At 70.8% G+C, this 21,941-nt stretch carries 20 protein-coding genes, 1 rRNA gene and 1 riboswitch; of the genes, 8 read left to right on the top strand and 13 right to left on the bottom strand.

Annotated features, from left to right (window positions below; translation table 11 throughout):
* Positions 1-122 precede the first annotated feature (122 nt).
* Entirely contained in the window at positions 123-1,640 is a 1,518-nt protein-coding gene (locus tag ACVV2G_RS12000; RefSeq protein WP_453842646.1) for a glutamate-cysteine ligase family protein, read from the bottom strand.
* A 554-nt stretch (positions 1,641-2,194) separates the two neighbouring features.
* Between ACVV2G_RS12000 and ACVV2G_RS11995 the strand changes: the two genes are divergently transcribed.
* From ACVV2G_RS11995 to ACVV2G_RS11965, 7 genes are all read left to right on the top strand, one after another.
* On the top strand, positions 2,195-2,779 hold the full coding sequence (locus tag ACVV2G_RS11995; RefSeq protein WP_453842645.1) for a hypothetical protein: 585 nt from the start codon (positions 2,195-2,197) through the stop codon (positions 2,777-2,779).
* A gap of 272 nt (positions 2,780-3,051) precedes the next feature.
* Positions 3,052-3,255 (top strand): DUF5999 family protein, encoded by a 204-nt coding sequence (locus tag ACVV2G_RS11990; protein ID WP_453842644.1) that lies wholly within the window; start codon positions 3,052-3,054, stop codon positions 3,253-3,255.
* A gap of 433 nt (positions 3,256-3,688) precedes the next feature.
* A complete protein-coding gene (locus ACVV2G_RS11985) occupies positions 3,689-4,084 on the top strand; it encodes a TOBE domain-containing protein (protein ID WP_453842643.1) in 396 nt (131 codons plus the stop codon).
* A 236-nt stretch (positions 4,085-4,320) separates the two neighbouring features.
* On the top strand, positions 4,321-5,109 hold the full coding sequence (gene modA, locus ACVV2G_RS11980) for a molybdate ABC transporter substrate-binding protein (protein ID WP_453842642.1): 789 nt from the start codon (positions 4,321-4,323) through the stop codon (positions 5,107-5,109).
* Between the two features lie 11 nt (positions 5,110-5,120).
* Positions 5,121-6,002: a molybdate ABC transporter permease subunit gene (gene modB / locus ACVV2G_RS11975; protein WP_453842641.1), complete on the top strand. Its 882-nt coding sequence runs from the start codon at positions 5,121-5,123 to the stop codon at positions 6,000-6,002.
* Between the two features lie 161 nt (positions 6,003-6,163).
* Entirely contained in the window at positions 6,164-7,261 is a 1,098-nt protein-coding gene (locus tag ACVV2G_RS11970; RefSeq protein WP_453842640.1) for an ABC transporter ATP-binding protein, read from the top strand.
* A 26-nt stretch (positions 7,262-7,287) separates the two neighbouring features.
* Complete coding sequence (locus ACVV2G_RS11965; protein WP_453842639.1) at positions 7,288-7,707, top strand: TOBE domain-containing protein; 420 nt, start codon at positions 7,288-7,290, stop codon at positions 7,705-7,707.
* 62 nt (positions 7,708-7,769) lie between these two features.
* Here the strand turns inward: ACVV2G_RS11965 and gcvP are convergent, their stop codons facing one another.
* The gene (gene gcvP / locus ACVV2G_RS11960) at positions 7,770-10,655 is read right to left on the bottom strand and encodes an aminomethyl-transferring glycine dehydrogenase (RefSeq protein WP_453842638.1); all 2,886 of its coding nucleotides are present in this window, start codon (positions 10,653-10,655) and stop codon (positions 7,770-7,772) included.
* Positions 10,656-10,831: 176 nt separating this feature from the next.
* Positions 10,832-10,927: riboswitch (glycine riboswitch) on the bottom strand.
* A 137-nt stretch (positions 10,928-11,064) separates the two neighbouring features.
* Between gcvP and ACVV2G_RS11955 the strand changes: the two genes are divergently transcribed.
* Positions 11,065-11,442 (top strand): PRC-barrel domain-containing protein, encoded by a 378-nt coding sequence (locus tag ACVV2G_RS11955; protein WP_453842637.1) that lies wholly within the window; start codon positions 11,065-11,067, stop codon positions 11,440-11,442.
* 25 nt (positions 11,443-11,467) lie between these two features.
* Here ACVV2G_RS11955 and ACVV2G_RS11950 read toward each other — a convergent pair whose 3' ends face one another.
* From ACVV2G_RS11950 to rrf, 11 genes are all read right to left on the bottom strand, one after another.
* A complete protein-coding gene (locus tag ACVV2G_RS11950) occupies positions 11,468-12,910 on the bottom strand; it encodes a DNA polymerase IV (RefSeq protein ID WP_453842636.1) in 1,443 nt (480 codons plus the stop codon).
* Between the two features lie 54 nt (positions 12,911-12,964).
* Positions 12,965-13,648, bottom strand: coding sequence for a MerR family transcriptional regulator (locus ACVV2G_RS11945; RefSeq protein ID WP_453842635.1), 684 nt, complete (start codon positions 13,646-13,648; stop codon positions 12,965-12,967).
* Positions 13,649-13,841: 193 nt separating this feature from the next.
* On the bottom strand, positions 13,842-14,315 hold the full coding sequence (locus tag ACVV2G_RS11940) for a bifunctional nuclease family protein (RefSeq protein WP_453842634.1): 474 nt from the start codon (positions 14,313-14,315) through the stop codon (positions 13,842-13,844).
* Positions 14,316-14,399: 84 nt separating this feature from the next.
* Positions 14,400-15,137 carry a transcriptional regulator FtsR gene (gene ftsR, locus ACVV2G_RS11935; protein ID WP_453842633.1) on the bottom strand — a complete coding sequence of 246 codons (738 nt, stop codon included), beginning with the start codon at positions 15,135-15,137 and terminating at the stop codon, positions 14,400-14,402.
* A gap of 43 nt (positions 15,138-15,180) precedes the next feature.
* A complete protein-coding gene (locus ACVV2G_RS11930; RefSeq protein ID WP_453842632.1) occupies positions 15,181-15,717 on the bottom strand; it encodes an FHA domain-containing protein in 537 nt (178 codons plus the stop codon).
* 484 nt (positions 15,718-16,201) lie between these two features.
* Positions 16,202-17,071 carry a DUF881 domain-containing protein gene (locus ACVV2G_RS11925; RefSeq protein WP_453842631.1) on the bottom strand — a complete coding sequence of 290 codons (870 nt, stop codon included), beginning with the start codon at positions 17,069-17,071 and terminating at the stop codon, positions 16,202-16,204.
* Between the two features lie 5 nt (positions 17,072-17,076).
* Positions 17,077-17,409, bottom strand: coding sequence for a small basic family protein (locus ACVV2G_RS11920; protein WP_003977440.1), 333 nt, complete (start codon positions 17,407-17,409; stop codon positions 17,077-17,079).
* Positions 17,406-18,242 (bottom strand): DUF881 domain-containing protein, encoded by an 837-nt coding sequence (locus ACVV2G_RS11915; protein ID WP_453842630.1) that lies wholly within the window; start codon positions 18,240-18,242, stop codon positions 17,406-17,408. The genes ACVV2G_RS11920 and ACVV2G_RS11915 overlap by 4 nt, the downstream gene beginning before the upstream one ends.
* A gap of 167 nt (positions 18,243-18,409) precedes the next feature.
* The gene (locus tag ACVV2G_RS11910) at positions 18,410-20,905 is read right to left on the bottom strand and encodes a sugar phosphate nucleotidyltransferase (protein ID WP_453842629.1); all 2,496 of its coding nucleotides are present in this window, start codon (positions 20,903-20,905) and stop codon (positions 18,410-18,412) included.
* 116 nt (positions 20,906-21,021) lie between these two features.
* Positions 21,022-21,630 carry a cardiolipin synthase ClsA gene (gene clsA / locus ACVV2G_RS11905; RefSeq protein ID WP_453842628.1) on the bottom strand — a complete coding sequence of 203 codons (609 nt, stop codon included), beginning with the start codon at positions 21,628-21,630 and terminating at the stop codon, positions 21,022-21,024.
* A 110-nt stretch (positions 21,631-21,740) separates the two neighbouring features.
* Positions 21,741-21,857 (bottom strand): 5S ribosomal RNA (gene rrf, locus ACVV2G_RS11900).
* Between the last annotated feature and the right edge of the window lie 84 nt (positions 21,858-21,941).

The following is a 21,941-nucleotide window of genomic DNA, read 5'->3' as shown; positions in this document are numbered from 1 at the left end:
ACCTGCCTCCAGCTGGGACGTCACAGCTTGCCCGACCAGTATGAGGCGACGTGCGGCGGGGGCCGGACCGACGGTGCCGCCCGGGGCCGACGGCCCTCGCCCCGGCGCCGTCCGGCGTGGTCTCAGCCCAGTGGCGCCGGCTCCGGCACGCCGACCGGCCAGAGGTGGACGGGATCGCCCTCGCGCATGAGTTCGCAGTAGCGGCGGGTGGTGGCGGCCAGTGCGGCCTCCCGGGACAGACCCGCCTCCCGTGCGCGGTGGAACGTGGCCGCCTGCCACGACGCCCCGTTGACCCGGCGGCGGCACCGTTCCTCGATCACGCCGAGGTACAGGTCCCGGTCGGCGGGCTCCACGCCCCACGCGTCCAGCCCGGCCTCGGCGAGCGGCAGCAGTTCCTCGCGTACCAGGACCGCGGCGTCGACCTCGGCGGTGCCGCCCAGCCGACCGCGCCGGGGCCACTCGAAACGGGCGTCGATGCCGTGGCGGCACGCGGCCTCGAAGTTGGCGGCGGCGGCCTCGAACGGGAGCCGCGTCCACACCGGCCGGGGCTCGTCGGCGAGCGCGCGCACGACACCGTAGTAGAAGGCCGCGTTGGCGATGACGTCGGTGACGGTGGGGCCGGCGGGCAGGACCCGGTTCTCCACGCGCAGGTGCGGGACGCCGTCGGCGACGTCGTAGACGGGGCGGTTCCAGCGGTAGACGGTGCCGTTGTGCAGGACCAGTTCGGACAGCGAGGGCACACCGCCCGCGTCGAGAACCTCCAGCGGGTCCTCGTCGTCGCAGATCGGCAGCAGCGCCGGGTAGTAGCGCCGGTTCTCCTCGAACAGGTCGTAGGCGGAGGTCACCCACCGCTCGCCGAACCAGGTGCGCGGCCGGACGCCCTGGGCCTGGAGCTCGGGCGGGCGGGTGTCGGTGGACTGCTGGAACAGCGGGGGCCGCGACTCACGCCACAACTCGCGGCCGAACAGGAACGGCGCGTTGGCACCGACGGCGATCTGCGCCGCGGTGACCGCCTGGGCGGCGTTCCACACGTCCGCGAAGCGGTCCGGGGTGACCTGAAGGTGCAGCTGCACCGAGGTGCAGGCGGCCTCGGGCGCGATGGACTTGGACGTGCAGGTCAGGCGTTCGACACCCTCGATGTCGAGGGTGAAGTCCTCACCGCGGGCGGCGACGATCTGCTCGTTGAGCAGGGCGTAGCGGTCGACGGCGGAGAGATTCGACGAGACCAGGTCGTCCCGGTCCAGGGTCGGCAGGATGCCGATCATCGCGATCGCCGCGTCGACCTCGCCGGCCTTGCGGTCCGCGTACGCCAGTGAGGTGCGGATCTCCTCCGCCAGACGGTCGAACACCCGGCCGCCCAGCCGATGCGGAGCGATGTTGACTTCCAGGTTGAACATGGCGAGTTCTGTCTGGAAGTCACGGCTCGCGATACGTTCGAGGACTTGCGCATTCAACATTTTCGGCGTTCCGTCGGCACCGACGAGATTCAATTCGATCTCCAGCCCCATCAGATTCTTGGGACGGTCGAACCGCTTCTCCGCCAGGAGTCGCTCCAGCCCCGTCAGGCACCGCTGGAGCTTCTCGCGGTAGCGCTGGCGATCGGACAGGTCGAACTGACCTGCCACGACCTTCTCCCCCATGGAAGCGTCCCTTCTCGGAGCGGTGATGCGAAGATCCGGCCGCCGGTGACCGGTCAGGTTGGATGATGCCCAGCGGAAGCGATCGATAACGTCTCCGCGCGGGCCCGACACCCGCTAGGCTGTGCCGATGTGACCGATGGCACATTCACGAGGCATGGCACGCGGAGCAGTTTCCAGGCCCTCGAACTCGTGAAAAAAGTCGATGACAATGGGCCGACCGCTCGGTGAGCATATCCCGAGGTCAGGGTCGCACACCCGGTTCGAAATCCGGAGGATTACCGCATAGCGAAGGCCGAATGCAACCTTGTACGTGTTGCCTCGATCGGCTAGTCGAAACACAGTCTGAACGCATGTCGTATAAACTCCGCGGACAAGGCAGAAGACCGGCGTCAACGGTCGATGGATCCTGCCGTCGAGTCTGACGCGCGGCAGGCCTCACCCACTTCTCGGTTTCCCGGATTCCGGCCCCTGCCTCCCACCCTCGTGAGCCGACAGCGTCGTCCGCCCCGCTCCGCCCTCGCGCCATCGTGCCTTCGAATGAGAGGCGACCCATCATGCCCCTGCATGTCTCCACGGCCCCCGCGCCCGCCCTGCGCTCCGTTCTCACCGCCCTCTCCTCCCCCACCGCGGTCCGCGAGGCCCGGACTCCCTCCCTGCTCGTCGCCCAGGGACCCCTCACGCCCGAACAGCCGTTGCCGGTGCACGTCCTGGAACGGATCACACCGGAGGGCGTGGCGGTGACCCGGCTGACCGGATGGCGGTTCCTCATCCGCTGCGGCGACCGGGCGGTGGCGGCGGCGGAGACCATGCTGACCCCCGACGGCTGGGCGTTCTCGCACTTCTTCGAGGGCCCCTACGTCGCCTCGACCGAGCGCGCGCTGCGCCAGGCCGAGTCGGTGCCCCAGTCCCACCAGCCGCGCCTGCTGTCGGTTCCCGGGCTGTACATGCTCACACTGTGGCTGCACGGGGACCGCACCGCGGACGCCGCGGCGGGGCACCCCGCGGCCACCGACCTGCTGGTGCCGCTGGCACCGGCGCCGCCCGGCATCGCGGCCCACCGCCCGCACCGGGTCGCCGAGCTGCTGCCGGTCCTCACCCATCGGGTGACGCCGGCCAGGCTGCAGCGCTCCCCGGCCTGACCCGCCCCTCACCCACCCGCGCGGACTAGCCCCATCCGGCCATGCCGAACCACCCGAAGTGACAGTGAGTCGAGGTGAACCGTCCGCGCGGGTGACGCGTCATCAACCTGTGAGAAGCGGTGCCGCGAAATCCCTGCGGATCGAGGCACGTAGGGCAACACTGGGTTCGACCGAGTTCACACACACGGGGGGCGGCCATGAACGATGCTTCACGCCGCGGGACAGACAAGACAGCGCAATCACGCGACACCACAGACCGAGAGACCCCACTCATGTGTCAGCACCAGCCACCGTGCCCCTCAGCCGACTCCGCCGACCGGGAATCCGCCCGTCTTGTGGCGCACCACCCGGAGCAGGGTTGGAGCCTGCTGTGCAACGGTGTCGTCCTCTTCGAGGACACCGGTGAGCTTTTGCCGGACGGCCAGGTCATCGCCCCGCACCGCCCGGTCGGCGCGGGCCTGACGACCGCCGCCTGAGCGAGAGCCGGGCGGTGTGGAAGAACACCGCCGGGAGCAGTCCGGGGCCGGCCCGCGGACACGTCCGCGAACCGGCCCCCACGCATGTCCGGGCCCGGTCACTGTTCGTAGCACCCCGCGCCGTCGCGGTCATGTCACCCGTACGGTGCTCCGGCCGGCCCGGGGCGAGCCGCCGGGCCCGTCCCGCCCGGGGCCGGGCGCGGAGCCCGCGATCCGCTCCGGCACTGCACCGACGACGGACCGACCGGGCCGCCGCCCGGCCCCGGGTCCTGCACCTTTCGTCCGAACCCCGGCACGGCGAACGCACCACGACCTGCCCGGCGTCCGAGACGAACGCCGGTCATCGCCCGTGACAGCCTTCCGTTATATCGCGTTACACCCAGCGGCCGACCCCGTGTCCACCGCGCCCCGCCCGCGGCCTATCGTGACCGGCATGCAGTCCTACACGATCGGCCAGGCGGCGCGGCTGCTCGGCGTCAGCCCGGACACCGCCCGACGCTGGGCCGACGCGGGCCGGATCACGACCCACCGCGACGCAGCGGGCCGCCGGCTCGTCGACGGACGGGACCTGGCCGCCTTCTCGGTCGACCTCGCCCGTTCGGACGGCGCCGACGAGGAGGCCCCGCACACCTCGGTCCGCAACGCGTTCCCCGGCATCGTGACCGCGATCAAGCTCGGGGACGTGGCCGCCCAGGTCGAGATCCAGGCCGGACCGCACCGGCTCGTCTCCCTGCTCACCCGGGAGGCGGTGGAGGAACTCGGCCTGGAGGTCGGGATGGAGGCCACCGCCCGCGTGAAGTCGACGAACGTCCATGTCGACAGAGCCTGACCCGGCACCCCCTCCCGTACGAACGCACATGCTAGGGGTTTTCGTGGACTGCCTCGCTCATGCGATGCGACAGCAGACTTACGGCTGGCAGATGCGGAAGTATGATCGACGCAACGAGGAGCCCGACGCAGCCCGGCACCCGGACCCGTCGTCCTCCTGCCTCAGACGACAGAGGGAGTGACCCTGTGACGCCCCGTTCCGCACCCGGAAACCGTCGTAGCCACCGGAACCTCCGGGTGAGCGGTGCGGGGGCCGCCGTGCTGCTGGCGCTCAGCGCGTGTTCGTCGTCCTCCGGCTCGGAGGCGGCCTCGGACTCGGCCGGTTCCTCCTCGTCGGCCTCCGCGAAGGTCTCCGGCCAGGTCACCGTCTTCGCCGCCGCCTCGCTCAAGGAGAGCTTCACCGCGCTCGGCGAGGAGTTCGAGAAGCAGCACCCCGGGACCGAGGTCACCTTCAACTTCGCCGGCAGCGACACCCTCGCCGCCAGCATCACCGGCGGCGCCCCGGCGGACGTGTTCGCCTCCGCCAGCCCGACGACCATGGCCATGGTCACCGAGGCCGGCGCCACGGCCGGTCCCCCGTCCACCTTCGCGCGCAACGAGCTGGAGATCGCGACCCTGCCGGGCAACCCCGACCGGATCGCCTCCCTGAAGGACCTCACCGCCTCCGGCCTCAAGGTCGTGCTGTGCGACGAGACCGTCCCGTGCGGCGCCGCGGCGCGGAAGGCGCTGCAGGCCGGCGGGCTCGACCTCACACCGGTCTCGTACGAGCAGGACGTCAAGTCCGCGCTGACCAAGGTCGAGCTGAAGGAGGCCGACGCCGCCCTCGTGTACAAGACCGACGTGAAGGCCGCCGGCGGCAAGGTGACGGGCGTGGACTTCCCCGAAGCGGCCGAGGCCGTCAACGACTATCCGATCGCCCTGCTCGAGGACGCTCCCCACGCCGACGCGGCGCAGGTCTTCATCGAGCTGGTGAAGTCCGCCGAGGGGCAGCGGGTCCTGACCGACGCGGGGTTCCGCACGCCGTGAGGAAGCGCGCCGTGACCGGGTCCGCCCCGGCCGGGCCCGCCGGGAGCGGCGGCACGACGGTCGACGGCGTCGGGGGTGAGCCCGGGCGCGTCCGCCGTCGCGGTCGCGGTCGGACGGGCACCGTGCCGCTCCCCCTGTTGCTGCCGGCCCTCGTCGGCCTGGCGTTCCTGCTGCTGCCCCTGGTCGCCCTGCTGGTGCGGGCGCCGTGGCGCGGCCTGCCCGACCAGCTGACCAGCCCCGAGGTGTGGCGGGCCCTGCGGCTGTCGCTCCTGTGCGCCACGTCGGCGACCGCGCTGAGCCTGGTCGTCGGCGTGCCGCTGGCCTGGCTGCTGGCCCGCACCGCGTTCCCCGGCCGCGGCTTCGTCCGTGCCCTGGTGACGCTCCCGCTCGTGCTGCCCCCGGTGGTGGGCGGCGTGGCGCTCCTGCTGGCGTTCGGGCGCAACGGTGTCATCGGGCAGTGGCTGGACGCGTGGTTCGGGATCACGCTGCCGTTCACGACGACGGGCGTCGTCCTCGCGGAGACCTTCGTGGCCATGCCGTTCCTGGTCATCAGCGTCGAGGGCACCCTGCGTGCCGCCGACCCTCGCTACGAGGAGGCCGCCATAACGCTGGGCGCCTCCCGTTTCACCGCGTTCCGACGGGTCACGCTGCCGCTGATCGCCCCGGGCGTCGCGGCGGGCGCGGTCCTGGCGTGGGCCCGCGCACTGGGCGAGTTCGGGGCGACGATCACGTTCGCCGGCAACTTCCCGGGCCGGACCCAGACCATGCCGCTGGCGGTCTACCTCGCCCTGCAGAACGACCCGGCGGCGGCGATCGCCCTCAGCCTCGTGCTGCTGGCCGTCTCCATCGCCGTACTGGCCGGTCTCCGGGACCGCTGGATGAGCGCGTCATGACCGGGCGACGCCGTCACGACCGACCGGACGAAGACCTCGCGTCCGACCGGACAAGGGCATCACGACCGGCCCTCCGGCCGAACGAGGACCTCGCGTCCCACCGGACGAAGGCACCACGACCGACCGGACGAGAACCTCACCTCCGGCCGGACGAGGGCGACATGACCGACACCGACGAACCAACCACCGGCGCCGAAGCCCCGGGCGGCCCCACCTCCGGCAGTGGCCTCGACGCGCGGCTCGTCGTGGACCGCGGCACCTTCCGTCTGGACGTCGCGCTCACCGCCGCGCCCGGCGACGTCGTCGCCCTGCTCGGCCCCAACGGCGCCGGCAAGACCACCGCCCTGCGCGCGCTCGCCGGCCTGGAACCGCTCACGGACGGCCGCCTGCGCCTCGACGGCATCGCGCTCGACCGTACGCCGACCGAGTCACGCCCGGTCGGCGTGGTCTTCCAGGACTACCTGCTCTTCCCGCACCTCACCGCGCTCGACAACGTCGCCTTCGGACCCCGCTGCCGGGGCGTGAACAGGGCCCGGGCGCGGGAGCGGGCCGCCGCGTGGCTGGCGCGCATGGGGCTGTCCGACCACGCGGGCGCCAAGCCGCGCCACCTCTCCGGAGGCCAGGCCCAGCGCGTCGCCCTCGCCCGCGCCCTGGCCACCAACCCCCGGCTGCTGCTGCTGGACGAGCCGCTGGCGGCCCTGGACGCCCGGACACGCCTGGAGGTGCGTGCCCAGCTCCGCCGTCACCTGGCCGAGTTCGAGGCCGTCGCCGTGCTGGTCACGCACGACCCGCTGGACGCCATGGTGCTGGCCGACCGGCTGGTCGTCGTCGAGGACGGCAAGGTCGTCCAGGAAGGCGGCCCCGCCGACATCGCCCGCCGCCCCCGCACGGACTACATCGCTCAGCTCGTCGGCCTGAACCTCTACCGCGGGGAGGCCGACGGCCACACCGTGCGGCTCGGCTCCGGGCCCGCCATCACCACCACCGAGGACCTCTCCGGTCCGGTCTTCGTGGCGTTCCCCCCGGGAGCGGTGACCCTGTACGGGGAACACCCCGCCGGCTCCAGCGCACGCAACCTGTGGCGCTGCGAGGTCGCGGGCCTGGAGACGCACGGCGACCAGATCCGCGTGGCCCTCACCGGCGAGCTCGCGCTCACCGCCGACCTCACCGCGGTCGCCGCGGCCGAACTCGGCCTCCACCCGGGCGCACCGGTGTGGGCGACGGTCAAGGCGACGCAGACGCACGCGTACCCGGCATGAACCCGCGGCCGGGCTACGTTGCCCCCATGAGCCCGAGCATCCGCAACCAACTCCCCGGCACCGTCACGGCCCTCACCCCGGGCGAGGCCATGGCGACGGTCAGGGTCCGCCTCTCCGGCGGCCAGGACCTCACCGCGGCGATCACCCGCGACGCCGCCGATGACCTCCGTCTCGCCGCCGGGACCGCCGTCCGCGCCCTGGTGAAGTCGACGGAGGTCTCCCTGGCCACCGGGCGCGTCGACGGCCTGTCCATCCGCAACCGGCTGCCCGGGACGGTCACCGCCCTCACCGCGGGCGAGGCGATGGCCTCGGTCCGGGTCGCCGTCGAGGGCGCCGAACTGACCGCCGCGATCACCAGGGAGGCCGCCGACGACCTGGGCCTGGCCGTCGGCGCTCCCGTCGTCGCGCTGGTGAAGTCGACGGAGGTGTCGCTGGCGACCGCCTGACACGGCGAGAGGTCCCGTCCAGCCCCCTGCGGTTGGGGCTGGACGGGACCTCTCGCCCCTGCTCAGTCCTCGTAGGCGTCCAGCGGCGGGCAGGAGCAGACGAGGTTGCGGTCGCCGAAGGCCTGGTCGATGCGGCGCACCGGCGGCCAGTACTTGTCGGCGGCGGACACCCCGGCCGGGAAGACGGCCTCCTCGCGCGTGTACGCGTGGTCCCAGTCGCCACCCAGCGCACCGGCGGTGTGCGGGGCTCCCCGCAGCGGGTTGTCGTCGGCGGACCAGGCGCCGGAACCGACCTTCTCGATCTCCGCGCGGATGGCGATCATCGCCTCGCAGAAACGGTCCAGCTCGGCCAGGTCCTCGGACTCGGTCGGCTCGATCATCAGCGTGCCGGCCACCGGGAACGACATCGTCGGCGCGTGGAAGCCGTAGTCGATCAGCCGCTTGGCGACGTCGTCGACGCTGACGCCGGTCGCCTTGGTCAGCGGACGCAGGTCGATGATGCACTCGTGGGCGACCAGCCCGGCCGGACCGGTGTAGAGCACCGGGTAGTGCGGCTCCAGGCGCTTGGCGATGTAGTTGGCGGACAGCACGGCCACCTGCGTGGCGCGCTTGAGGCCCTCGCCCCCCATCAGCCGGACGTACGACCACGAGATCGGCAGGATGCCCGCCGACCCCCAGGGCGCGGCGGAGATCGGGCCGACACCCGTCCGCGGACCGGCCGCGGGCTGCAGCGGGTGGTTGGGCAGGTACGGCGCCAGGTGCGACCGTACGGCCACGGGGCCGACGCCGGGACCGCCGCCGCCGTGCGGGATGCAGAAGGTCTTGTGCAGGTTCAGGTGCGAGACGTCGCCGCCGAAGTGACCGGGCTTGGCGAGGCCGACCAGGGCGTTGAGGTTGGCGCCGTCCACGTAGACCTGGCCGCCGGCGTCGTGCACCTGGGCGCAGATGTCGGCCACGTGCTCCTCGAACACGCCGTGCGTGGACGGGTACGTGATCATGAGCACGGCCAGCTGGTCGCGGTGCTGCTCGATCTTGGCGCGCAGGTCCTCGACGTCGATCTCGCCGTCCCCGGCGGTCTTGACGACGACGACCTTCATGCCGGCCATCACCGCGCTGGCGGCGTTGGTGCCGTGCGCGGAGGAGGGGATGAGGCAGACCGTGCGCTGGTCGTCGCCGTTGGCCCGGTGGTAGCCGCGTACGGCGAGCAGACCGGCGAACTCGCCCTGCGATCCGGCGTTCGGCTGGAGCGAGACCTTGTCGTACCCGGTGACCTCGGCGAGCCGCTCCTCCAGCTCACGGATGAGGGTGAGGTAGCCCTGCGCCTGCTCGGCGGGCGCGAAGGGGTGCAGCCCACCGAACTCGGACCAGGTGACCGGCTCCATCTCGGTGGTGGCGTTGAGCTTCATGGTGCAGGAGCCCAGTGGGATCATGCCGCGGTCCAGCGCGTAGTCCCGGTCGGCCAGGCGGCGCAGGTAGCGCAGCATCGCGGTCTCGGAGCGGTACTGGTGGAAGACGGGGTGGGTGAGGAAGTCGTCCGTGCGCAGCAGCGCCTCGGGCAGCGTCTCCCCGGTCGCCGCGTCCAGCGCCTCGATGTCGCCCTCGACGCCGAAAGCGTTCCACACGCCGCCGACCTGGGCGCGCGTGGTGGTCTCGTCGCAGGCGAACGACACGTGGTCGGCGTCGACGAGCCGCAGGTTGATGCCGTTCTCGCGCGCGGCGTGCACGATCGCGTCGGCCCGGCCGGGCACCCGCGCGGTGACCGTGTCGAAGTAGGCGCCGTGCACGGTCTCGACGCCGCCGGCCGCGAGACCCGCGGCGGTGACCGTGGCGTACCGGTGGGTGCGCCGCGCGATGGCCCGCAGCCCCTCGGGCCCGTGGTATACGGCGTACATGCCGGCCATGACGGCGAGCAGCACCTGCGCGGTGCAGATGTTGCTGGTGGCCTTCTCCCGGCGGATGTGCTGCTCGCGGGTCTGCAGCGCGAGGCGGTAGGCCCTGTTGCCGTCGGCGTCCACGGAGACGCCGACCAGGCGGCCGGGCAGGCTGCGCGCGAACTTCTCGTGCACCGCCATGTAGCCGGCGTGCGGCCCGCCGAAGCCCATCGGCACACCGAAGCGCTGCGTCGTGCCGATGGCGATGTCCGCGCCCAGCTCGCCGGGCGAGGTGAGCAGGGTGAGGGCGAGCAGGTCGGCGGCGACGGTGACGAGCGCGCCGAGCTCGTGCGCCCGGTCGATGACCGGCTTGAGGTCGCGGACGGCACCGGAGGCGCCCGGGTACTGGAGGAGGACGCCGTTGATCTCCCGCTCGGCGACCTCGGCCGGAATGCCCTCGCTCAGGTCGGCGACGACGACCTCGACACCGGTCGGTTCGGCACGGGTCCGGATCACGGCGATGGTCTGCGGCAGCGCGTCCGCGTCGACGAGGAACAGGCCCTTCTTGTTCCTGCCCATGCGCCGGGACAGGGCCATCGCCTCGGCGGCGGCGGTGCCCTCGTCCAGCAGCGAGGCGCCGGAGGTGGGCAGGCCGGTGAGTTCGGCGACCATGGTCTGGAAGTTCAGCAGGGCCTCCAGACGGCCCTGGCTGATCTCCGGCTGGTACGGGGTGTACGCGGTGTACCAGGCAGGGTTCTCCATGACGTTGCGCAGGATCACCGGCGGGGTGAAGGTGCCGTAGTAACCGAGGCCGATCATGGAGTCGAGGACCTGGTTGCGGTCGGCGAGCGAGCGCAGCTCGGCCAGCACCTCGGCCTCGGAGCGCGCGCCGGGCAGGTCCAGCGCCTCGGCGTTCTTGATCACATCCGGCACCGCGGCGGCCGTCAGCTCGTCGAGCGAACCGTAACCGACCTGCGCGAGCATCTTGGCTTGGGCCTCGTGGTCGGGGCCGATGTGGCGCTGCTCGAAGGGCGCTGCCTGTTCGAGCTCGGAGAGCGGAATGCGGTGGGCGGTCATTGCGGAGGCCTCCTGGTCTGACGACCTGCGAGGGGCACCACGGCGCGGGTGCCCGGACGGCCTCCCCCTCTGTCATCTCGACCTGAGAGCTTCACCGGGGCGGCCCGAGGCCCCACCGGCTTTCACCGTCGGTGAGAGCGGAAGCCGTCGACACCCGCTCTGCTTTCCAGAGTGACCTCGTCCGTGCGGTACGTGAGCCTGAGAGATTCCGGGGAGGATTTGCTCCTTCGGCGCCTCCGGTGATGTCCGGAGGACTCTCCCGCACGGGGTCAGCAGCCGTTTGCCAGCGTACCAGCGCCCTCACCGCACGGGTCTTCGAGTGGCCGACCCGCTCCATGTGCTCTTTTGTAGTACTTACGGATGATTCGGCGGCTGGTGTGCGACCCAGTGCGACCAAGTGGAGGGCCCCGTGCGTACTGACATCGACCCGCGGAACCTGATCGGCCGCAAGGCGTTCGACCGCCACGGCACCCGGATCGGCACCATCGACGAGGTCTACCTCGACGACGCCACCGGCGTCCCCGAGTGGGCGGCCATACGCACCGGCCTGTTCAGCAGGGACGCCTTCGTGCCGCTGGAGCCGAGCGAACTGGTCGACGGCAGCCTGCGCGTGCCCTTCGACCGGACGCTGATCAAGGAGGCCCCCGACTTCGGTGTCGGCCGCCACCTCTCGCCGGAGCAGGAACTCCAGCTCTACCACCACTACGGACTGGACGTCGCCGCCACTCCCCCGCCCCCCGACCACGACTTCGGCAAGCTGGCCGGCCACGGCAAGGAAGAGAGCTGACGGACCGGCCCCGCGGCGCCCACCGCTAACCGGGGACCGGGCGCCCCGGCCCCGGCGGGCCGGTGTCCGCTGCGGCGTCCACCGCCGGGCCCGGCTCCGCGGCCGCCGCCCCCGCGTCCCCGGGTCCTCGCGGCACGGGAGGCACGAGCGGCAGCGGATCCGCCGGTGTCAGCTCCGGGTCGTCCACCGCGAAGGTCCGCACCCGCCCCCTCGTCGAGTACGGCGTCTCGAACCGCACGGTGACCCGCCCCAGCCCGCTTCCCTGCACCCACCCGTGCCCGTACTCGGCGTGCCGCACATCGTGCCCCGACGGCCACCGGCGCTCGGTGGGCGCCGGCAGGTGCTCGTCGGCGGGCTCGGCCTCGGGTTCCTCGGCGAGTTCCTCGGCACGGTCCCCCGCCGCCTGCGCGAACAGGTCCTCCTGCGTGTAGTCGGCCAGCCCGCTGACGCCGACTCCCAGCAGCCGCACGCCGCCCGTGGTGTCCACCGAGTCCAGCAGCCGGGCCGCCGCCTCGCGCACCACCGCCGGGTCGTCCGTCGGCCCGCGCAGGGTCTCCGAGCGCGTCAGCGTGGAGAAGTCGTACCTGCGCACCTTGAGCACGATGGTCCGCCCGGACAGCCCGGACGCACGGAGCCGCCGTACACACCGGTCGGCCAGCCGTCCCACCTCCACACCGACCCGCACCCGGTCGTGGATGTCCACGTCGTAGGTGTCCTCGACCGACACCGACTTCGTCTCCCGCTCCGAGACCACGGGACGGTCGTCACGGGCCAGGGCCATGGCGTACAGGGCGTGCCCGTGCGCCCTGCCCAGCAGCCGGACGAGCTCGTCCTCGCCCGCCTCCGCCAGCTCGCCGACCGTGGTGATCCCGGCCCGCCGCAGATGGTCTCCCGTCGCCGGCCCCACCCCGGGCAGCGTCCGCACGGACATCGGCTCCAGCATGGCCCGCTCCGTCCCCGGCGGGATCACGACCAGGCCGTCGGGTTTGGCCTCCTCCGAGGCGATCTTGGCGAGCATCTTGGAAGCGGCGAGCCCCACCGATCCGGTGAGTCCGGTGACGGCGCGGATGTCCGTGCGCAGCCGCTGGCCGGCCAGCCGCGCCGACGCCGCGTCCCGGGCCGCCCCGCCGGCCTCCAGGTCCACGAACGCCTCGTCCAGGCTCAGCGGCTCCACCAGGGGCGACAGGGCCCGCAGCAAGCGCATCACCTGCTCGCTGATCGACCGGTAGAGCGCGAAGCGCGGCACGAGGTACGCGGCGTGGGGCGCCAGCCGCCGGGCCTGGCCCATGGGCATCGCCGAGTGCACGCCGAAGACCCGTGCCTCGTACGAGCACGTGGCGACCACTCCCCGTGGCCCGAGACCGCCCACGATCACGGCTTTCCCGCGCAGACTCGGCTTGGACGCCTGCTCCACCGAGGCGAAGAAGGCATCCATGTCGAGATGCAGGATCGTGGGCGCGGTTCTCACCTCTCCGATGCTGCCCTACGCCACTGACAACGTCCCGTCCGCGTCCGGCGGTGTTCAGACCGCCCGGTTGCGACGTCGCGCCAGCTCGTCCGCCGGATTGTGCCCGACCAGGGTCTCCCCCGTGTCGATCCGCTCCCCGTGCAACTGCGACAGCGCCCCCTCGACGTCCCGCCACACGACGCCGACGGCGATGCCGAAGACGCCCTGACCGCCTTGGAGCAGGGCGTGCACCTCGTCGGGTGACGTGCACTCGTGGACCGTGGCTCCGTCACTCATCAGCGTCATCCGCTCCAGGTCCCTGAAGCCACGCTCGCTGAGGTGCCGGACCGCGGTGCGGATGTTCTGCAGGGACACCCCGGTGTCCAGGAAGCGCTTGACGATCTTCAGCACCACGACGTCGCGGAAGCTGTACAAGCGCTGCGTCCCCGAGCCGTGCGCGGGCCGCACACTGGGCTCGACGAGGCCCGTGCGGGCCCAGTAGTCCAGCTGCCGGTAGGTGATACCGGCGGCCGCACAGGCCGTCGGCCCGCGGTAGCCGATCTGCTCGGACGTCGTGGACGCCGTCCCTCCGCCGTCCGGCACGACGGCCGGTCGCTGCGGGGTGGGGTCGACCGCGCCACCCTGCTGGGGATACCCCCCGCCCGCGCGGAGCCGAGAGCTCGGGGGAGGGTACGGTCCACTCGCTCCGAGGCCGTGCCCGGAGCCACCCCCAGCCGTACCGTCGCCGCTCATTCTCACGCCGACCTCCGTCCTTGACCTGCCTCCTCGAAGGTAGGCAGTCACCAAGGGTGCGTCAACGATCGCCACACTCGGCACGCCGAGTGATAATCACCCCAAGAGTGGTTTCGCGTGCCCCATCACGGGGAAAGGCTAGCCGAATGTGCCTGAACGAAGGCCGCCCGAGGCCGTGCACCGCGGCGGCCCGCCCGGCTCACTGGTTACTGGTCCCGAAGTCCTCGGGCGAGATCTGGTCGAGGAACTCGCGGAACTTCTCGACCTCGTCCTCCTGCTCGTCCGGGATGGCGATGCCGGCGTCGTCGAGCACCGCGTCGCTGCCGTAGATCGGTGTTCCGGTACGCAGGGCCAGCGCTATGGCGTCGGACGGCCTGGCACTCACCTCGACGCCGCTCGCGAAGACCAGCTCGGCGTAGAAGACGCCGTCCCGCAGGTCCGTGATGCGCACTTCCGTGAGCTCCTGGCCGACGGCTTCCAGCACGTCCTTGAACAGGTCGTGGGTCAGCGGCCGCGCGGGGGTCATACCCTGCTGGGCGAAGGCGATCGCCGTCGCCTCCCCCGGCCCGATCCAGATGGGGAGGTAACGGTCGCCTCCCACCTCGCGCAGCAGCACGATCGGTTGGTTGGAGGGCATCTCGACCCGGACACCTACGACATCGAGCTCGTTCACACAGCAACCCTAGGCCGTGCCCGGGACCTTTGGGTAGTCGGGCCGGGAACGGGTGGGTGATCCAGACCTTGGAGAAGGCCCGTTTCAGGGCAGCCGCACGCCGAGGGCGGTCTGCACCAGTGCCGCGTGCAGCTTCACCGCCAGCCCCGCCAGCTCCTTGGTGCGGGCTTCCGCGTGCGCCCTGGTCTGAGGGTTGCGGTGACGCTTCAGCGGCGCCACCACCTGGTCCACGAGCCCGGCCTCCCGGTCTGCGGCGGCCTTCATCACCCGCAGGTGGCGCGGCTCGATCCCGAACCGCCCCAGTTCGACCACCAGTGAAGCCACGGTGACCGTCTCGGCGTCGTACGCCCCGTCGGACAGGGGAGCGACGAGCCCGTACGACTCCCACTCCTTCAGCTCCTGATCGCCTATCCCGGCCGCGGCGAGCAGCTCGTCCCGGCCGATCCTGACCGCCGTGGGCTGCTCGGCCCGCTCCGGCGCGGACTCTCCGTCCCGCTGCCGGCCCAGTACCGGCAGCGGCACCGCCTCGCCGCGCTCCATGGCGTCCAGATGCTCGCGGATCACCTTCAGCGGCAGATAGTGGTCACGTTGCATGCGCAGCACCTGGCCGAGACGCTCGACGTCGTGCGCGCTGAACTTGCGGTACCCGGCGGGGGTCCGTCGCGGCTCGACGAGGCCCTCCGACTCCAGGAAACGGATCTTGGAGATGGTGACGTCGGGGAACTCGTCACGCAGTGCGTTCAGCACCGTGCCGATGCTCATCAGCCCACTGTCCGTGGCGGCGGCGCCGTGCCCGGCACCGCCGCTCGGTGTTTGAAGCATGGACCTTCCCTGGGGGTTCCCCGGGTGAAGGCCCGGGGGCGGGTCAGTAACCCCGCTGGCTCGCGTAGAAGACCAGCCGGTACTTGCCGATCTGCACCTCGTCACCGTTCGACAGGGCGACCTGGTCGATGCGCTCGCGGTTGACGTACGTGCCGTTCAGGCTGCCGACGTCGGCGACCGTGAACGAGCCGTCCGGACCGCGGCGGAACTCCACGTGCCGGCGGGAGACCGTCACGTCGTCCAGGAAGATGTCGCTCTGCGGATGACGCCCGGCGGTGGTCAGCTCGCCGTCCAGCAGGAAGCGGCTGCCCGAGTTGGGACCACGGCGCACCACCAGGAGCGCGGAGCCCAGCGGCAGCGCGTCGACGGCGGCCTGCGCCTCGGGGGAGAGCGCCGGCACCGCGGTCTGGCCGGTGACCTCGGCGTCGTACGCCTCCAGGCCGGAGATGGAGATCGTGGAGGTCGTCTCGGACGCACGCTCCGGAACCGCCCCGGCACGCAGCGGCGCGCCGCAGTGGGAGCAGAAACGGCTGTTCTCCGCGTTGCGGTTGCCGCACCTCGTGCACACCAGGGCCGACATGGACGGATCCTCCTGCCGCGGCTGCCCCGCCGGGGCGTTCGACGCGTACGGGCCGGGGGGGAACCCTTCACCCGTACCCGAGGTCGGCGGTTGCCCGAAACCTATGCCGCCGGACTGCGCAGGGTCAACAGACGGCGCGCCCTGACCACCGGAAACGTCGCCACCGGGACCACCCACCTGGTCCCGGAACATCGGGCGGCGGCCCTCCGCGTCGGGCTGTGCGCGATGGCGGGCGGTCGCGTTGTCGCTGCCCTCTCGCGCGCTCTTGCCGAACCATTTCGCAAACAACTTCACGGGCGATTCCCCTTGACCGAAACAGACCCGCCCGTGGGGCAGGACGAACCCTGACTGAACCTACTGGCCGACCCGGACACCTTCACAACGTCCGTCATCACCAGACAGTTTCCACCACGCACCACCCAATCGGTGCGCCGACCCCCCGCAACCTCATGCCCTGGCCGGTCGCCCCCCATGCACCGCTGGTTCACTGGGAGGACGACCGAGCGTAGTCAGGCTGCTTCGCCGCTCGCAAGGCGTCCACGACGATCTTGCTCGACCGCTCCACAGTAACGGTGGCCTGTTCCTTCTCCAGTGTCTGCACCACTCCTCCAGGAATGTTGAGAGCCGGCTCGAGGTCCTGCGGCTTGCCGATGACCTGGAAACGATACGGTGCGTTGATCTTGTTCCCGTCGACGTTCACGGACTTGTCGGCGTCCGTCAAGTACGTGCCGGCGACGACCCGCACGCCGTTCACCTGGATCGCCTCCGCACCCGCCGCCCGCAGTTCCTGGATGGCGTCGAGCAGCATGTCCGCCTCGACCGTCTCCTTCGTGTCCTCGATCGTCACCGTGATACCGGGTCCCTGGGCGGCCACGGTGCCCGCGAGGACGCCGAGTTGCCGTTCCTTCTCGAGAGTCTGCCTGCGGGCCTCCTCGGCCTGGTCGGAGCTGTTCTCCAGCTCGTCGCGCTGCTTCTCCAGGACCTGCTTCTCGTCTTCAAGACGCTGAGTGCGGTCGTCCAGTTCATCGAGGATGCGGACCAGATCCTCCTGCCGTGCGCCGCGCAGCGCGCTGTCGCCCTCGCTGTTGGACGCCACCTGGACGGCCAGGCCGAAACCGAGGCCGAACAGCAGCAGCGCGACGATGAGTTGAGCCCGGGTGAGGCGCGGCGGCCACAGCCCCTTGACGAGCCTCTGCCTGCCGGTCAGCCCGGTGCCCGGCGCCCGCCGCCCCTCACCCGGCGTCCCGTCCGACGCGTCGCCGGCCGGGGCCACCTCCGCCGGGGGTGGCGGCGGTACCTCGTCGGGCAATTCCTTGCGCAGCCTGTGCGCATTCTGCTCGCCGTGGTCTCTCATCGGCCTCACGCCCGGAAGACGTGGCGGCGGATCGCCGCCGCGTTGGAGAAGATGCGGATGCCCAGGACGACCACGACCCCGGTGGACAGCTGGGCCCCCACGCCCAGCTTGTCGCCGAGAAACACGATCAGCGCGGCCACCACCACGTTCGACAGGAACGACACCACGAAGACCTTGTCGTCGAAGATGCCGTCGAGCATGGCCCGCAGACCGCCGAAGACGGCGTCGAGCGCCGCCACGACGGCGATCGGCAGGTACGGCTCGACGGCCGCCGGCACCTCGGGCCGGACCAACAGGCCGGCCACGACTCCCACGACGAGGCCCAGTACGGCGATCACGATGTGCCCTTCCCGGTTATCGGTTGTGCTGTACGTACGGTCATGCTCGGTGCGGCGGGCAGCTCGAGGTCCTCCGCGGCGGAGATGGCCGTGCGGATGCCGTAGTTCTCCTGCAGGACATGCAGGTAGATCCCGTCGGCGCTGTCCTGGAACCGGGTGCTGAGCCGCTCGCCGTCCCCCACCGCGAGCACCGTGTACGGCGGCACGAGCGGTTTGTTGTCGACCAGTATCGCGTCACCGGCGGCCCTGATCGCCGACAGTGCCGTCAGACGCTGACCGTTGATGGAGATCGCCTCGGCCCCCGACTCCCACAACCCGTTGACGACCCGCTGCATGTCCCGGTCCCGCACCCGGCCCGTGTCGGAGAACCCGGAGGTGCCGCGCGCCTGCCCGTCGCCGCCCGTGCCCGCGTCCTTGGCGTCGTTCACCACGAGCTTCACGCCGGGGCCGTGCACTTCGACCGCGCCCGACAGGACGCCCATCAGGTCGGACCGACCGCTGTCGCCGTTCTTCTCCAGCGCCTCGCGCTGGCGCGCGCTCACGTCCTGGCGCAGTTCGTCGACGGTCTTCTCGAGCTTGTCGGCCGCCGAGGTCTCCCCCTCGATACGGTCGATGAGTTCTTCGCGCTCCTTGGCGACCGCGGGAGCCGCGACCCGCGCCTGGGCGGCACCGACCGTCACGACCAGGGCAGCCAGGACCAGCCCGGCGGCCAGTCCGAGCTTGGCCCGGAGAGTCCTCGGCACACCGCCGCCGCCGTCGGCCTTCTTCCGTGCGGCGGTTTCGGCGTAGCCGTCATCCAGGCTGTGGTCCATGACGTTGGTGAGCAACGACATGGAGGCGTCCGGGCGAGCGGGCCGCGTGAATGTGCTCCGAACGGGGGGTTGCTGCGGCATGCCGCACATCGTCGCACGCCACCACCACTACCTCCGAATGGCCCCACCGGCGTGCCGGACAGGCCCCCTTGGGGACACTTGTCCGGCACGCACGCGTGCGGTGTGTTCTACCGGCCCGCGCTGTCCACCACCGCGGACCACTCGTCGAGCAGCGCCTGTGCGGAGGCGTCGTCGGGGCCCTCGGCCCACAGGTGGGTGACCGCCTCGGCGGGGTCGGGCAGCACCATCACCCAGCGCCCGTCGGTCTCCACCACGCGCACACCGTCCGTGGTGTCCACGAAGCGGTCTCCGGCGGCCTCGACGACCCGCCGCATGACGAGGCCCTTGACGGCCCAGGGAGTCGCCAGATCGCGCTTGAGGACGTGGGCCTTCGGGATGCGCGCATCGATCTGGCTCAGCGTGAGCTGCGTCCGGGCCACCAGCCCGATCAGCCGCACGAAGGCCGCCGTACCGTCGTAGACGCTGCTGAACTCCGGGACGATGAAGCCGCCCTTGCCGTCGCCGCCGAAGATCGCGCCTTCCTCACCGCCGACACGCGTCAGGTCGTCGGGAGAGGTGGTCGTCCACTCGACCTGGGTCCCGTGGTACGCCGCCACCTGCTCGGCGATCCTCGTGGTGGTGACCGGCAGCGCGACCCGGCCGCTGCGCCGTTCGGCCGCGATCAGGTCGAGCATCACCAGCAGTGCCCGGTCGTCCTCGATGATCCGGCCCTTCTCGTCGACGAGCGACAGCCGCTCACCGACCGGGTCGAACCGCACGCCGAACGCCGCCCGGGAGGACGCCACGATCTCGCCCAGACGCACCAGCCCCGACCGCCGCATGTCGGCCGACTCCGTCGGCCTGGACTCGTCGAGACCCGGGTTGATGGTCAGCGAGTCAACGCCCAGCTTGCCGAGCAGACTCGGCAGGACCAGCCCCGCGCTGCCGTTGGAGGCGTCGACGACGACCTTGAGCCCGGACTCCGCGATCCCCGTGATGTCGACGTTGCGCAGCAGCGACCCGGTGTACGAGTCGAAGACGCTGGACGGGAAGTGCAGGTCACCGATTTCCCCGGGGAATGCCCGACGGTACTCCTGCCGCGCGAAGACCCGGTCCAGCTTCCGCTGGCTGCCCTGCGAGAGGTCCGCGCCCTGTCCGTCGAAGAACATGATGTCCACGGAGTCCGGCACCCCGGGCGTGGTCCGGATCATGATGCCGCCGGCACTGCCCCGCGCGGTCTGCTGCCGCGCCACGGGCAGCGGTACGTTCTCCAGGTCCCGTACGTCGATGGCACTGGCCTGCAGGGCGGAGATCACCGCCCGCTTCAGCGCACGGGCACCGCGGGAGTGGTCGCGGGCCGTGGTGACGGTGGACCCCTTCTTCAACGTGGTCGCGTAGGCGCCGGCCAGCCGTACGGCCAGCTCCGGCGTGATCTCCACGTTGAGGATGCCGGACACCCCGCGGGCCCCGAAGAGATGCGCCTGTCCGCGGGACTCCCAGATGACCGAGGTGTTGACGAAGGCACCGGCCTCGATGGTCTTGAACGGGTAGACCCGGACGTTGCCCTGGATGATCGATTCTTCACCGACCAGGCACTCGTCTCCGATGACCGCGCCGTCCTCGATCCGCGCGGCGCGCATGATGTCGGTGTTCTTGCCGACGACGCAGCCCCGCAGGTTGCTGTGGGGGCCGACGTACACGTTGTCGTGGACGACTGCCTTGTGCATGAAGGCGCCGCTCTTGACGACGACGTTGGAGCCGACCACCGAGTGTTCCCGGATTTCGGCGCCGGCCTCGACCTTTGCGTAGTCGCCGATGTACAGGGGTCCCCGGAGCACGGCGTCGGGGTGCACCTCGGCGCCCTCGGCGACCCATACGCCGGGCGAGATCTCGAAACCGTCGATGTCGACGTCGACCTTGCGCTCCAGGACGTCGGCCTGGGCCTTCACGTAGCTTTCGTGCGTGCCGACGTCCTCCCAGTAGCCCTCGGCGACGTAGCCGTAGACGGGCTTGCCTTCCTTCATCAGCTGCGGGAAGACGTCACCGGACCAGTCCACGGGCACGTCGGGGTCGACGTAGTCGAAGACCTCGGGCTCCATGACGTAGATACCGGTGTTCACGGTGTCCGAGAAGACCTGGCCCCAGGTCGGCTTCTCCAGGAAGCGCTCGACCTTGCCCTCTTCGTCGACGATGGTGATACCGAATTCCAGGGGGTTGGGCACGCGTGTCAGACACACGGTGACGAGCGCGCCCTTTTCCTTGTGGAAATTGATCAGGTCGGTGAGGTCGAAGTCGGTCAGGGCATCGCCGGAAATCACGAGGAAGGCGTCGTCCTTCAACGCCTCTTCGGCGTTCTTGACGCTTCCGGCGGTACCGAGTGGCTTCTCCTCGTTGGCATAGGTGAGCTCCATTCCGAGCTCTTCGCCGTCACCGAAGTAGTTCCTGACCAGCGAAGCCAGGAACTGGACGGTGACCACGGTCTCGTTGAGCCCATGCCTTTTGAGCAGCCGCAGAACGTGCTCCATGATCGGCCGGTTGGCCACCGGCAGGAGCGGCTTGGGCATGCTCGAGGTCATCGGACGAAGGCGTGTGCCTTCGCCTCCGGCCATCACGACGGCCTTCATGTCGGAAGCGTCCTCCTCTAAGAGATGACGGGTTGACCGACTTCCCTCGTCCAGAGTCCCGCACTTTTGCAGAGCGGGCCATCCGGCCGCCGGGGCCGCTCAATCAGCGAACGAGTTCAATCGGCCATGGTGTCCGCACGGACCAAGCGGCGGACCTGAACCACGTAGAGAACACCTGCCCACCAGTACAGGGTTGTACCCCATCCGGCGAACGCCCATCCGAAAACTGCAGCGAGTGACGCGATCCATCCACTTCCGTCACTGAGCAGTAGTAGAGGGAAGGCGTACATGAGGTTGAAGGTGGCGGCCTTGCCCAGGAAGTTCACCTGGGGCGGCGGATAGCCGTGCCGTCGGAGGATGCCCACCATCACGAGCAGGACCGCTTCGCGGGCGAGCAGGACGAGGGTCAGCCAGAGCGGGAGGATCTCCCGCCAGGTGAGGCCCACCAGGGTGGACAGGATGTAGAGCCGGTCGGCCGCGGGGTCCAGGAGTCGGCCGAGGCTGCTGATCTGGTTCCAGCGCCGCGCGAGCTTCCCGTCCAGGTAGTCGCTGATCCCGCTGAGGGCCAGCACCAGCAGGGCCCAGCCATCGCTCTTGGGGCCCCCGAACTCGGGCCTGAGGATAAGCCACAGGAAGAGCGGCACGCCGGCGAGGCGGGCCATGCTCAGGATGTTGGGGATGGTGAGGACCCGGTCGGTCTGCACGCGGGTCTCCTGGACCTCCACGCGGGGGCCTCCTGGGGTGGAACGAGCCAATGATGCCCCCTGACCTTACCTCAACACAAAAAAGCTCTGGCTCTCGGGCGGCATGCCCAAGAGCCAGAGCTCTAAGAGGAGTTCGGCGGCGTCCTACTCTCCCACAGGGTCCCCCCTGCAGTACCATCGGCGCTGTAAGGCTTAGCTTCCGGGATCGAAATGTAACCGGGCGTTTCCCCTACGCTATGACCACCGAAACACTATGAAACAGACAACCAACCGGTGACCAACACAGTCTGATTGTTCGTGGTTTCAGAACCAACACAGTGGACGCGAGCAAC

The organism is Streptomyces sp. JK94 (genome assembly GCF_053613315.1).
Note: the sequence above shows the minus strand (reverse complement) of the source record. Positions and strands in the feature narration are given on the sequence as shown.